This is a genomic window from Rhizobacter sp. P3_C12, assembly GCF_056402735.1.
Genome location: NZ_JBFUGW010000007.1, coordinates 1 through 12089, shown reverse-complemented (window position 1 = coordinate 12089; position 12089 = coordinate 1). Strand labels below are relative to the sequence as shown.

Genomic DNA, 12089 nt, shown 5'->3' with positions numbered 1-12089 from the left:
GAACATGCAACACCTGCTGAACCTGCTCGCCGCCATCTCTCTGCTCGTCTGGGGCACGCACATCGTGCGGGTCGGCATGCTGCGGGTGTTCGGCGAGAACCTGCGGGCCGTGATTTCTCGCAGCGTGCGCAACCGCCTCGGCGCGCTGCTGGCCGGCATCGGCGTCACCGCGCTGGTGCAGTCGAGCACCGCCACCAGCCTGATCGTCACCTCGTTCGTCGGCAAGGGCCTGATGGACACCGGCGCCGCGCTGGCCGTGATGCTGGGCGCCGACATCGGCACCGCGCTGATGTCGGTGCTGCTGTCGTTCGACCTGTCGTGGATCTCGCCGCTGCTGATCTTCGCCGGCGTCGTGATGTTTCTCTCGCAGGAAGATCGCAGCATCGGCCGGGTCGGCCGCGTCGTGATCGGGCTCGGGCTGATCACGCTCGCGCTGCAGTTGATCGTCGCCGCCACCGAGCCGCTGACGCGCTCGCCCGCGGTGCGCGCGATGCTGGTCAGCCTGCCCAACGACGTGATGCTCGAGATCACCATCGGCGCGCTGCTGGCCGTCGTCTCGTACTCCAGCCTCGCCACCGTGCTGCTGGTCGCGATGCTCGCCAACGCCGGCTTGCTGCCGACACCGGTGGCGCTCGGGCTGGTGCTGGGCGCCAACCTCGGCACCGGCGCGCTGCCGCTGCTGGCCACCGCGCGCGGCTCGGTGCAGTCGCGCCGCATGCCGTTCGGCAACTTCCTGTTCAAGCTGGCCGGCTGCCTCGCGATGGTGCCGCTGCTGCCGCAGGCCCACATCCTGCTGCAGGACTACGTGCCCACCGTGCTGCAGCAGGTGGTGGTCTTCCACCTCGCGTTCAACGTCGCGCGCTCGGTGCTCTTCATCCCGTTCACGCCGCTGGTCGGGCGCCTGCTCGATCGCTACCTGCCGCAGCCGCGCGCGCTCGGCACCGACCGGCCGCGCCACCTCGACCCGCTGGCGCTGAGCTCGCCGTCGGTGGCGATCGCCTGCGCGGCGCGCGAGGCGCTGCACCAGGCCGACGTGGTCGAGACGATGCTGCGCGGCATCCTGCCGGTGATCCGCTACAACGACCTGGCGCTCGCCGAGCAGCTGCGCAAGATGGACGACGTGGTCGACGAGCTGTACTCGGCGATCAAGTTCTACCTGACGCAGATCTCGCGGGCGGCGCTGTCCGAGCGCGAGAGCCGGCGCTGGACCGACATCGTCTCGTTCACGATCAACATGGAGCAGATCGGCGACATCATCGAGCGCGTGCTGCAGGACATCGAGGACAAGAAGGTGCGCAAGAACCGCAGCTTCTCCGACGCCGGCATGGCCGAGATCGTGCACCTGCACGAGCGGCTGATGGCCAACCTGCGGCTGGGCATGAGCGTCTTCCTCGACGGCCACGTGCGCGACGCGAAGCGGCTGCTCGAAGAGAAGGCGCGTTTCCGCGACCTGGAGCATGAATACGCCGCCAGCCACATCGCGCGGCTGCAGGAGAACACGGCGCAGAGCATCGAGACCAGTTCGCTGCACATCGACCTGATCAGCGACCTGAAGCGCATCAACTCGCACATCTGCTCGATCGCCTACCCGATCCTCGAATCGGCCGGCGCGCTGTCGCAGACGCGCATCCGGCATTCGCAGCTGTCAGCGCTGTCTTCGGACGAATCCTAGAAATACTGGTGCCGGCGCAGCCAGTGCGCATGCACCAGGGCGGCCTCGAGCGTGAACACGCCGGCCTTCACGCTCTCCAGCAGCTGCTCGGCCGGCACGCAGTCGAACCCCTCGACCTCGCCGTCCTGGTTGTCGGGGTCCAGGTCCGGCAGCAGCTCGCCCTCGAACATCTCGATGCGCTCGACCATGTAGCCGTGCACGTCGACCGGGCGGCGCACCAGCTGGTGGCCGAGCGCGCGCACGTTGCGCATCGTCGCCACCTCCAGCCCGGCTTCCTCCCAGGTCTCGCGGTGCAGGGCGGACGCGACGGTCTCGCTCGCCGACAGCATCCCGCCCGACAGCGTGTCCCACTGGCCGGGGTCGGTCGCCTTGTCGAACGCGCGCTGCTGCACCCAGACGCGGCCATCGCCGGTGTGGCCCACCAGGTGCACCGCGACGGTGGCAATGCCCAGCGGGCGCACCGCGGCGCGCTCGATCAGCGCCTGCCGCTCGCCGTGTTCGTTCGCCACCACCAGCAGCTCGTTGCGCCAGGCACCGGCCAGCTGATGCTCGTGCAGCCAGTGGGCAATCACTGCCAGCGCCGCGTCGGGCGGGCCTTCGACCTGCCAGCCGCCGGCGCGCGGGCGCATCGGCAGGTCGGCTTCGACCATGTGGCGGGCGAGCAGCGGCTCGATCGAGCCGATCACCGCATCGGTGGCCTGCAGCCACAGCCGCTCGCGCAGCAGCAGCGGGGGCTGGTCGGCCAGGGTGTTCAGGTGGTGCAGCCAGTCGGGAATGTCATCCATCGTGGCCGTGATGGTATCGGCTCCCGGCGCCTCAGGCCGAGAACAGCCGCCAGCGCGCGGTGATCGCCTTCAGCCCCTGCAGGATGCCGCTGGCCATCGGCGTGTCGAGCCCGGGCAGGCGCATCGTGCGGTGCAGTGCGACATGGCGTGCGTCGTCCAGGCAGCGATGGTGCTCCTTCATCGCCGCCGTCACCGCCAGGCTCAGCGCCGCCGGCCGGATCGGCTTGCTGGCAAAGCGGAAGATGCGGGCCTGGTTGATCAGGCGCACGACCTCGTCCGCATCGGTGTGGTGCGTCAGCATCACGGTGATCAGCGCCGGGAAGTGGGTCTTCAGCGTATGCAGCAGCTGGCCGGTGTCGGTGCCGCCGACGCGCGATTCGCACACCATCACGCCGATGTGGTGGCGCGCCAGCAATTGCAGCGCGCCAGCGACGGTGTCGGCACAGTGCACCGCGAACTGGGTGCCCAGCGCCTCGCGGATCAGCGCGCCGTCGGCTTCGTTGTCGTCGAGCAGCAGCACGCCCGCAACGGGCCGCGACGCGGCGCGCGCCGCCGAGCCCGGCGGCGTGACGATCGGGGCCGGCCGCGACTGCATCTGGCCGATCTCGGCCGCCTCGGCGAGGGTCACGCGGAACGCGTCCTGGTCCCAGGGCTTGGCGACATAGCGAAAGATCTGGCCCTCGTTGACCGAGCCGAGGATGGCCGACTGGTCGGCATAGCCGGTCAACAGCACGCGCACCGTGCCCGGCCACGCCTGGCCCACCTTGGCGAGCAGCTGCACGCCCGTCATGCCGGGCATGCGCTGGTCGCTGACGATCACGTCGATGCGTTCACGATTCAGGATCTCCAGCGCCTGCGCGCCGCCCGATGCCGTGAAGACCTCGTAGGTGCTGCGGAACATCACCCGCAGCAGGTTGATGATGCGTTCCTCGTCGTCGACGAACAGGATGCGGGCTTTCTGCGGGGCTGTCACGTGGCGGGCTCCGTCGGGTGGGATGGGTGGGGTCAGGCCGCCAGCGGCAGCGGTTCGCCGGACTTGCCGGGTTCACGCGGGCGCAGCGGCAGCAGGATCGAGAACACGGTGCCGACACCGGGCTCGGTGTCGACGAGGATCTTGCCGCCGTGCTCCTGGACGATCTTGAACGAGATCGACAGGCCCATGCCGGTGCCCTTGCCGATCGGCTTGGTCGTGTAGAACGGGTCGAAGATCTTCGGCAGCACGTTCGCCGGGATGCCGCTGCCGTTGTCCTGGATCTCGATGCGCACCATGTCGTCGCCCTCGCGCGCGGTGCGCAGCGTGATCACGCCGGGTTCCGGGCGATCCACGGGCATCGCGTGCACCGCGTTCGTGATGATGTTCAGGAACACCTGGTTGATCTGCGACGGCGAACACTGGATCTTCGGCAGGTCGAAGGCCAGCTCGCGGCGGATCTCGACGGTGTTCTTCAGCAGGTTGCGCGCCAGCAGCAGCGTGCTCTCCAGGCCTTCATGCACCGCGAACTCGCTGACCTTCGCGCGGTCGAGCCGGCTGAAGTTCTTCAGGTTGGTGACGATCTCGGAGATCTGCTCGATGCCGTGGATGCCGTCGGCCAGCAGCTGGCCCATCTCGTCCATCACGTGGCTGCCGGCGACCTCCTTCGTGGACTTGTCGAACTCGTGGGCCAGCGTCTGCAGCCGGGCGCGGTCGCGCTGCTCGTTCGGCAGGTGCAGCATCTGCGCGAACTGCACGCTGTTGGCCGCGAGCTGGGCCACCGGCGCGACCTGCTCGCGCAGCACCTCGAACGTGCCCTTCACGTAGGCGAGCGGCGTGTTGATCTCGTGCGCGATGCCCGCCACCATCTGCCCGAGGGCGGACATCTTCTCGGATTGCACCAGGTGCACCTGCGATTCCTTCAGCTCGGCATGGCTGCGCGTCAGCGCCTGGTTCACGCGGGCGAGCATCCGGTAGCTGGCGATCAGCCGCCACGCGAGCCAGCCCAGCGCGACCAGCAGCACCGCCGAGTACGCCACCAGCACCCAGCGCCAGGTCTGCTGCGAGACCAGCAGCTTCTCGTGCTCCAGGGCATGCATGTCGGCCAGCTCGTCGAGTGCGCGCGCGGTCGGCAGCACGGCGAGCTGCTTCAGGATCTTGTCCCCCACCTGCTGCTGGCGCAGCACGGTCTCGGCATGGGCCGAGAAGCCCGCCACGCGCTGGGCCGCTTCGGCCGGCAGCGACCTGGCAAGCTCGCGCAGGCGGGCAATGCTGGCGTCGACCCGCTCGACATGGACGACCTCCGGCGTGTTGACATAGACGAGCGTGTCGACCAGCACGCGGTCGACCGCCGCCGCCAGCCCGTCGCGGGCCCCCGCCGGCCCGGCGAGCAGCACTTCGGCGGCCGCCGACGGCAGGTAGCGGGTGGAGTTGCGCAGGATCGAATGCTGCGACTTGAAGCGGTCGATCAGCTCCACCTTCGAGCTCATCAGCTGCCGGTAGGTGTCGAGCAGCGGCAGGATGCGTTCGGCACTGTCGCCGCGACCGCTCCAGAACCGGTCGGTCTTGCTGCGCAGCAGGTCGTCGAGCGACTCGATCACCGGCAGCGGGCTCGCCACCGGGTCGTAGCTCGCATTCAGCCCCGTCTTCGAGCGCAGCACGTCGACGTTCCATTCGGCGTCGATCTGCTTGAGCTGGCGCAGCAGGGTGCCGATCTCGCCGTACTCGACGTGGTTCACGTCCGAGGTCTTGTTCACCAGCAGCGCCAACACCACCGCCAGCACGCCGCCGACGAGCAGGTTCACCCAGGTTCGCTTGTTGATCGTGATCATGGGAGGGCGCTCGTTCWGGGTTGGAGGCGGGGCTCGAGCGAGCGGCCGCGAAGCTCGCCGGTGAGCGTGTGCAGGAACTTCACGATCAACGCCTTGTCCTGCTGCGAGGCCGGCCGGCCGAGCTGGTAGCGGAACATCGTGTCCACCGCGTCGTCGAGCGTGCGGGCCGAGCCGTCGTGGAAGTACGGCGCCGTCAGCGCCACGTTGCGCAGGCTGGGCACCTTGAACATGTGGCGGTCCGCCTCGTTGTGCGTGACGTTGTAGCGCCCCATGTCGGCGGCGGTCGGCTGCCCGCGGCCGGCGAAGTAGTCGCCCATCACGCCGAACACCTGGAACATGTTGCCGCCGACGTTCACGCCCTGGTGGCAGGCGAYGCAGCCGTAGCTCTTGAACAGCTGGTATCCCTGCAGCTCGTCGCTGCGCAGCGCCGTCTTGTCGCCGCGCAGGTACTTGTCGAAGCGCGCGTTCGGGGTTGTCAGCGATCGCTCGAACACCGCGATCGCGTCCTGGATGTTGCGCGGCTGCAGCCCGTCGCGGTACGACTCGTCGAAGGCCGCGACGAGCGCCTTGTCGCGCCCGAGCTTCTCGATGACCTGCGGCCAGTTGCTGCCCATCTCCTTCGGGTTGTGCACCGGGCCGGCCGCCTGCTCTTCCAGCGAGCCGGCGCGGCCGTCCCAGAACTGGCGGAAGTTGTAGCCGCTGTTCAGCACCGTGGGCACGTTGATCGGACCGACCGCACCGCCGATGCCGACCGCGCTGACGCGGCCATCGACACCGCCGCGATCGAGCGAATGGCAGCTGGCACAGGCGATGGTGTCGTCGCCGGACAGGCGCTTGTCGTGGAACAGCCGGTCGCCGAGCGCCACCTTGCGCGCATCGAGCCGCACATCGAGCGGGATCGGCCGGATCGGCTCGTCGACCTGCGCCCACGCCTGTCCTGCAGCGAAGCCGCCCAGCGTGGCAGCGAGAACGGCAGCAGCAATTTTTYCAGCATCCAACCAGGGCATGAGCACCTCATCTGTCGTTGTGTGCGTGATGCGTCACTGCACCCGTGGACTATCGGCTCAGGTTGTCACGTGACGTAAGGCATTGCCGCACAGGTCACCGACCCAAAAGGTCAACAAATGCCAACCGCACCGGGGGTGCGTCCCCCGGGTACGAATGTCCTTTCGATCGATGGAACCCGCCGCACGTCGCGGTCACTCAGTTCGCACGGAATCTCTCGGCCCGTCCGGGCTTCTCGATCCATGAGCAACACCCTGAAGAACTTGATGGACGGCTTCTCCCGCCGGGTCGGTGGCGTGCATTTCGAGTTCGACAGTGAAGGCCACTTGCAGTTGGTGGCAGACGGCAAGTACGTCGTGAGCCTGCTGCACGAGCCGGTCGAATCCCGCATCCACCTGTTCGCCGAAGCCGGCACGATGCCTTTCGGCCCGGAGCAGGTCTTCGACGAAGACCGCTGGCAGGCCAGCGCCGACCGCACCGATGCCGAAGGCTTCACGTCGGCACTGCACTGGCATGAATCCACCGGCAGCGTGCTTCAGCTGGCGAGCGCACCGGTCGAACAGCTCGACGACGTGAAGTTCGCCAACTGGCTCAAGCTGTTCCTCGACAACCTGTCGACGCTCGGCCAGATGATCGCGTCCGGCCCGGATGTCGAGAACGCCGAAGTGATCGAGGTCAGCGAATTCCCGCCGATGGATGCGCGGGAACTGGCGCTGCAGCTGATGGTTTGAGGCCGATCAGCAGAGTCTTTCAACCGGAAGTCGAAGGAGCGGAACATGTCCGTCATCAACCGTGCAGTCACCGGCAGCGTATCGACCGCATCGCATGCACCGCCCCCCTCGCTCGAGGTCGAGTTCGAGGGCCACCGCCTGACCCAGGAAGCGAGGCAACCCACGCTGGCGGTGAAGGATCAGGTGAAGCACCTGAGCAACCGCACGCAGCCAACGATGTGCCCCCGCCTCGACAACCTGATCGACCACGTGATGAATGGGCTCGCCGAAGTCAGCCTCCCCCGCTGACCGCTGCGCTACAGGCAATCCGGCGCCTGCACCGCCTGCAGCACGGTGTCGACGACACCGTCGCGGTCGCGCCGGCGCAGCCACCACACCGCGCCCTTCTTGATCGACCACTCCTGCGCTTGCCCGCTCAGCAGCAGCGCCGCCACCTGCCCCAGCGTCGGCTGGTGACCGATCACCAGAACCGGCTCGGTCGCGTCGGGCCAGCGCACGGCCTTCAGCACGGCATCGGCCGCCGCATCGGGCGCGAGCGCCGCCAGTGTCTTGAACGACTTGTCGAGCGCCTTCGCGGTCTGCTGCGTGCGCACCGCCGGGCTCACCAGGATGCGCGTCGAATGCGCCAGCCGGTGGTTCAGCCACTCGGCCATGCGCTGCGCCTGGCGCTCGCCCTTCGGTGTCAACGTGCGCTCCAGGTCGTCCTGGCCATCGCGCAACACATGCGCCTCTGCATGGCGCCACAGGATCAGGTCCATGGCTATCACCCCGCTTGCTTCGCCACCCTCAATGTCATCAGCGCCTGCTGTGCGCTCGGGCCATCGGTGCCGATCCGCCGGTAGCTGCCGTCCGACTGCAGGCTCCAGGCGTCCTTGCCGTCGTGCAGGTAGGGCACCAGGCATTCGTCGATGACGCGCTGCCGCATCGCCGCATCGCGCACCGGCCAGGCCACCTCGATGCGGCGGAACATGTTGCGCCCCATCCAGTCGGCACTCGACATGAACAAGGCCTCGTCCGCCTCGCCCGCGCCCCAGCGGAAGTACAGCACGCGCGAATGCTCCAGCAGCCGGCCCACCACCGAGCGCACGCGGATGCGGTCGGTCCGGCCCGCGATGCCCGGCGGCAGCATGCAGGCGCCGCGCACGATCAGGTCGATGTCGGCACCGGCCTGGCCGGCCGCCACCAGCGCCTCGATCAGCGGCACGTCGGTCAGCGCATTGATCTTCACGACGATGCGCGCGGGCTTGCCCTGCCGTGCCGCATCGGCCACCTGGTGGATGTGCGCGAGCATCTGCTTGTGCAGCGTGAACGGCGCCTGCAGCAGCTGGCGCAGCGGGCGCATCTTGCCCAGGCTCGCGAGCTGCTGGAACACCGCGTCGATGTCAGCCGTCATCTCCGCGTCGGCCGTCAGGCAGCCGACATCGGTGTACAGCCGCGCGGTCTTCGGGTTGTAGTTGCCGGTCGACAGGTGGCCGTAGCGGCGCAGCCGGCCGTCCTCGCGGCGCGTCACGAGCAGCAGCTTGGCATGCGTCTTCAGGCCGACGATGCCGTACACCACCTGTGCGCCCACGGCCTCCAGCCGCTCGGCCCAGTTGATGTTCGCCTCTTCGTCGAAGCGCGCCTTCAGCTCGACGACGGCCATCACCTCCTTGCCGCGCCGCGCCGCGTCGATCAGCAGATCCATCAGCGGCGATTCGCTGCCGGTGCGGTAGATCGTCTGCTTGATCGCGAGCACGTCGGGGTCTTCGACCGCCTCGCGCAGGAACTGCACCACCGGCTCGAACGATTCGAACGGGTGGTGCATCAGCACGTCGCCGCGGCGCAGCCGCTCGAGGATCGATTCGTCGCGCGACAACCCCGCCGGCCACGGCGCGTCATGCGGCGGGAAGCGCAGCGCCGGCGCATCGGCGCCGTCGATCAGCGCATTCAGCCGCACCAGGTTCACCGGTCCGTTCACGTGGTACAGCGCCGCCTGCGGCAACGCGAACTGCATCAGCAGGAATTCCGACAGCTCCGGCGGGCAGGTGTTCACCACCTCCAGCCGCACCGCCTGGCCGAAATGGCGCGTCGTGAGGCCCGAGCGCAGCGCCTGGCGCAGGTTGGCGACATCGTCCTCGTCGACCGCGAGGTCGGAATCGCGCGTCAGCCGGAACTGCGAGAACGCCTCGACCTCGCGGCCGGGGAACAGCTCGGCCAGGTGCGCGCGGATCACGCTGGTCAGCAGCACGAAGGCCTGGCCTTTGCCGGCGATGTCATCGGGCAGCCGGATCACGCGCGGCAGCACGCGCGGCACCTTGACGATCGCGATCGTGTTCTCGCGCCCGAACGCATCCTTGCCGCCCAGCCGCACGATGAAGTTCAGCGATTTGTTGGCGACCTGCGGGAACGGGTGCGACGGATCGAGCCCCACCGGCACCAGCAGCGGCCGCACCTGGCGCTGGAAGAAGGTGTCGACCCAGCGCCGCTGCGCCTCGTTGCGGTCGCTGTGGTTCAGGATCTGGATGCCCTGCTGCTTCAGCGCCGGCATCACCTCGTCGTTGAAGCAGCGGTACTGGTCGTCGATCAGCAGGTGGGCCTCGGCGGCCACCGTCGCCAGGTCGCGCGCCGAGACGCCGGCGCCGGGCTGGCGCACCGCCTCGATGTAGTCGGCGAAGCGCACCTCGAAGAACTCGTCCATGTTGGACGACACGATGCAGATGTAGCGCAAGCGCTCGAGCAGCGGAACATCCTCGCGCCGGGCCTGGGCCAGCACGCGGCGGTTGAACTCGAGGATGGCGCTTTCACGGTTCAGCAGCGCTGGCATCAGCGGTGCCGGCGAAGCAACGGTCGACGGGGTCATCCGACGAGTTTATGAAGGTTTTGCGTCGGTTTCGTGACACCCATGTCAGCGCTGGGCCGGGCCGGCACCAGGTGATCGAGGAACTCGCGGCACACCGGCTCCCAGCCGAATTGCAGCGCGCGCTCGCGGGCGCGATCGCGCGGGATTTCCAGCGCCTTCAATGCCGCGGTGCGCAGATCGTCGTGCAACACGCCGCCATCGCGCCCATCGCCCTGCGGCCCCACCACGTCGAGCGGTCCGGCCACCGGGTAGGCGGCGACCGGCGTGCCGCAGGCCAGCGCCTCCAGCATCACCAGCCCGAAGGTCTCCGAGCGGCCGGGGAACACGAATACGTCGGCCGCGCTGTAGATGCGCGCCAACTCCGGGCGCGTGACGACGCCGCGCCAGTGCACCTGCGGGTACTCACGCTGCAGCCGCTCCTGCAGCGGGCCGACGCCGTAGACCACCTTCGAGCCCGGCAGGTCGAGGTCGAGGAAGGCCTCCAGGTTCTTTTCGTAGCTGAGCCGGCCCACGTGCAGGAAGACCGGCCGCGGCAGGCCGAAGTCGGCCTGCGGCACCGGCTCGAACAGGCCCAGGTCGACGCCGTGCGACCAGCGCCGCAGCGGCTTGAAGCCGTAGCCCTGCAGGATGTCGAACATGCCGGCCGTCGGCACCATGATGCCGGCGGACTTCGCGTGGAAGCGGCGGAACCAGGCATAGCCCCAGCGCTCGGGCAGGTGCAGCGCGCGCGCCAGGATCTCGGGAAAGCGGGTGTGGAAGGCGGTCGTGAAGGCGAGGCCGCGCTTGATGCAGTGCTTGCGCGCCGCGCCGCCCAGCGGCCCTTCGGTGGCGATGTGGATCGCATCGACACCGCCCCCACTTTCGCCACCATGCAGCGCGGCGTCGATGCGGCGCGACACCTCGCGCCCCGGCCGCCACGCGAGCTCGATCTCGCGGTAGCCCGGGCACGCGAAGCGGCGAAAGCCCGAGGGCTCGATCATCAGCACCTCGTGCCCCAACGCCGCCAGGCCCTGCTGCAGCTCGACCAGCGTCGTGACGACGCCGTTGACCTGCGGCTTCCAGGCATCGGTGACCAGCAGGATCCTCATGCGGCCTCCGCGACGGCTGGTGTGGCCTGCGCCGCCTGCGGCTCGCGGTCGCGCAGCTGCTGCGCCCAGTCGATGATCTCGAGCCGCCCGTCGGCATGCTCGACCAGCGCGGTCAGGCTCTCGACCCAGTCGCCGTCGTTCGCGTAGGTGATGCCGTCGATGTCGCGCAGCTCGGCATGGTGGATGTGCCCGCAGACGACGCCCTGCACGCCGCGGCGGCGCGCCTCGCGGGCGACCGCGTTCTCGAAATCGCCGATGAAGCTGACGGCGCGCTTGACCTTCAGCTTCAGGTACTTCGAGAGGCTCCAGTACGGCAGACCCATGCGTGCGCGCAGCGAGTTGAGGTGGCGGTTCAGCTTGAGCGTGAACTCGTAGAGCGTATCGCCGACGTGGGCCAGCCACTTGGCGCACTGGATCACGCCGTCGAACAGGTCGCCGTGCAGGATCCACAGCTTGCGGCCATCGGCGGTCTCGTGCACCCACTCCTCGGCCACCTCGATGCCGCCGAACTCATGGCCGACGTAGCGGCGCGCGAACTCGTCGTGGTTGCCGGGGATGAAGACGACGCGCGTGCCCTTGCGCGCCTTGCGCAGCAGCTTCTGCACCACGTCGTTGTGCGCCTGCGGCCAGTACCAGCTGCGCCGCAGCTGCCAGCCGTCGACGATGTCGCCGACCAGGAACAGCGTGTCGCTCTCGACGTGGCGCAGGAAATCGAGCAGCGCATCGGCACGGCAGCCGGGCGTGCCCAGGTGCAGGTCCGAGATCCACACGCTGCGGTAGCGCAGCCGGTGCGCGGTCGGCTCGTCCTCCGGCCCGGGAGGAGGTTCCTGCGGGACGGTCCAGGCACGGAGAAAAGCGTCTCGTTGCATGGACGCTCAGCTTCGCAGCCGGCCATGACGCGGCGGTGGCAAGGCCATGACGGAGCGGTGACGCGTGCGCCGCCGATAATCGCCCGATGCACTTGTTGATCCCCTACGCCAGCACGCTCTCGGAAGCTGGCCTGCCGGCCCAGCGCGGCCTGGCCCTCCCCCACCTGCAGCGCCTGCTGCCCCGCATGGCACCTGCCGACAAGCTCGGCAGCGACGAGTACTCGCTGAGCACGCCGGCCGAACAGGCGCACGCCCAGGCGCTGGGCTGGCACGGCGCCGACGGCTGCCTGCCGTGGGC

11 protein-coding genes and 1 pseudogene are annotated in these 12089 nt (G+C 68.8%); 4 read left to right on the top strand and 8 right to left on the bottom strand.

Annotation, left to right across the window (positions count from 1 at the left end; genetic code table 11):
* Positions 1–4 precede the first annotated feature (4 nt).
* Positions 5–1672, top strand: a complete 1668-nt coding sequence (locus AC1DXV_RS02605; protein ID WP_477868801.1) for a Na/Pi cotransporter family protein — start codon at positions 5–7, stop codon at positions 1670–1672.
* Here AC1DXV_RS02605 and AC1DXV_RS02600 read toward each other — a convergent pair.
* Genes AC1DXV_RS02600 through AC1DXV_RS02585 form a run of 4 tightly spaced genes read right to left on the bottom strand, consistent with a single transcriptional unit; the run spans position 1669 to position 6266 of the window.
* Complete coding sequence (locus AC1DXV_RS02600; protein ID WP_477868799.1) at positions 1669–2457, bottom strand: NUDIX hydrolase; 789 nt, start codon at positions 2455–2457, stop codon at positions 1669–1671. The two genes, AC1DXV_RS02605 and AC1DXV_RS02600, sit on opposite strands and share 4 nt — an antisense overlap.
* Positions 2458–2488: 31 nt before the next feature.
* Positions 2489–3430, bottom strand: coding sequence for a response regulator (locus AC1DXV_RS02595; protein ID WP_477868797.1), 942 nt, complete (start codon positions 3428–3430; stop codon positions 2489–2491).
* A 32-nt stretch (positions 3431–3462) separates the two neighbouring features.
* Positions 3463–5259 carry a DAHL domain-containing protein gene (locus AC1DXV_RS02590; RefSeq protein ID WP_477932344.1) on the bottom strand — a complete coding sequence of 599 codons (1797 nt, stop codon included), beginning with the start codon at positions 5257–5259 and terminating at the stop codon, positions 3463–3465.
* Positions 5256–6266 (bottom strand): cytochrome-c peroxidase, encoded by a 1011-nt coding sequence (locus AC1DXV_RS02585; protein ID WP_477932342.1) that lies wholly within the window; start codon positions 6264–6266, stop codon positions 5256–5258. Before AC1DXV_RS02585 ends, AC1DXV_RS02590 begins: the two co-directional genes overlap by 4 nt.
* A gap of 240 nt (positions 6267–6506) precedes the next feature.
* Between AC1DXV_RS02585 and AC1DXV_RS02580 the strand changes: the two genes are divergently transcribed.
* Together AC1DXV_RS02580 and AC1DXV_RS02575 are read left to right on the top strand one after the other, a co-directional pair.
* A complete protein-coding gene (locus AC1DXV_RS02580; RefSeq protein WP_477866910.1) occupies positions 6507–6995 on the top strand; it encodes a type III secretion system chaperone in 489 nt (162 codons plus the stop codon).
* Positions 6996–7040: 45 nt separating this feature from the next.
* On the top strand, positions 7041–7283 hold the full coding sequence (locus AC1DXV_RS02575; protein ID WP_477932340.1) for a hypothetical protein: 243 nt from the start codon (positions 7041–7043) through the stop codon (positions 7281–7283).
* Positions 7284–7291: 8 nt separating this feature from the next.
* On the opposite strand, the gene sixA is transcribed toward AC1DXV_RS02575, so the two are convergent.
* Genes sixA through AC1DXV_RS02555 form a run of 4 tightly spaced genes read right to left on the bottom strand, consistent with a single transcriptional unit; the run spans position 7292 to position 11791 of the window.
* Complete coding sequence (gene sixA / locus AC1DXV_RS02570) at positions 7292–7753, bottom strand: phosphohistidine phosphatase SixA (RefSeq protein WP_477866907.1); 462 nt, start codon at positions 7751–7753, stop codon at positions 7292–7294.
* 5 nt (positions 7754–7758) lie between these two features.
* Positions 7759–9834, bottom strand: coding sequence for a polyphosphate kinase 1 (gene ppk1, locus AC1DXV_RS02565; protein WP_477866905.1), 2076 nt, complete (start codon positions 9832–9834; stop codon positions 7759–7761).
* Positions 9831–10922, bottom strand: a complete 1092-nt coding sequence (locus AC1DXV_RS02560) for a glycosyltransferase family 4 protein (protein ID WP_477866903.1) — start codon at positions 10920–10922, stop codon at positions 9831–9833. Before AC1DXV_RS02560 ends, ppk1 begins: the two co-directional genes overlap by 4 nt.
* Positions 10919–11791, bottom strand: coding sequence for a UDP-2,3-diacylglucosamine diphosphatase (locus AC1DXV_RS02555; RefSeq protein ID WP_477932338.1), 873 nt, complete (start codon positions 11789–11791; stop codon positions 10919–10921). Before AC1DXV_RS02555 ends, AC1DXV_RS02560 begins: the two co-directional genes overlap by 4 nt.
* Before the next feature lie 86 nt (positions 11792–11877).
* Between AC1DXV_RS02555 and AC1DXV_RS02550 the strand changes: the two are divergent.
* Positions 11878–12089 (top strand): annotated as a pseudogene (locus AC1DXV_RS02550) (hypothetical protein); the annotation flags it as partial.

Bases quoted from the DNA above. Each gene is read 5' to 3' on its own strand.
- AC1DXV_RS02575 (WP_477932340.1), top strand. From the start codon at position 7,041: ATGTCCGTCATCAACCGTGCAGTCACCGGCAGCGTATCGACCGCATCG.
- AC1DXV_RS02555 (WP_477932338.1), bottom strand. From the start codon at position 11,791: ATGCAACGAGACGCTTTTCTCCGTGCCTGGACCGTCCCGCAGGAACCT.
- AC1DXV_RS02600 (WP_477868799.1), bottom strand. From the start codon at position 2,457: ATGGATGACATTCCCGACTGGCTGCACCACCTGAACACCCTGGCCGAC.
- AC1DXV_RS02605 (WP_477868801.1), top strand. From the start codon at position 5: ATGCAACACCTGCTGAACCTGCTCGCCGCCATCTCTCTGCTCGTCTGG.
- AC1DXV_RS02560 (WP_477866903.1), bottom strand. From the start codon at position 10,922: ATGAGGATCCTGCTGGTCACCGATGCCTGGAAGCCGCAGGTCAACGGC.
- ppk1 (WP_477866905.1), bottom strand. From the start codon at position 9,834: ATGACCCCGTCGACCGTTGCTTCGCCGGCACCGCTGATGCCAGCGCTG.
- AC1DXV_RS02580 (WP_477866910.1), top strand. From the start codon at position 6,507: ATGAGCAACACCCTGAAGAACTTGATGGACGGCTTCTCCCGCCGGGTC.
- sixA (WP_477866907.1), bottom strand. From the start codon at position 7,753: ATGGACCTGATCCTGTGGCGCCATGCAGAGGCGCATGTGTTGCGCGAT.
- AC1DXV_RS02590 (WP_477932344.1), bottom strand. From the start codon at position 5,259: ATGATCACGATCAACAAGCGAACCTGGGTGAACCTGCTCGTCGGCGGC.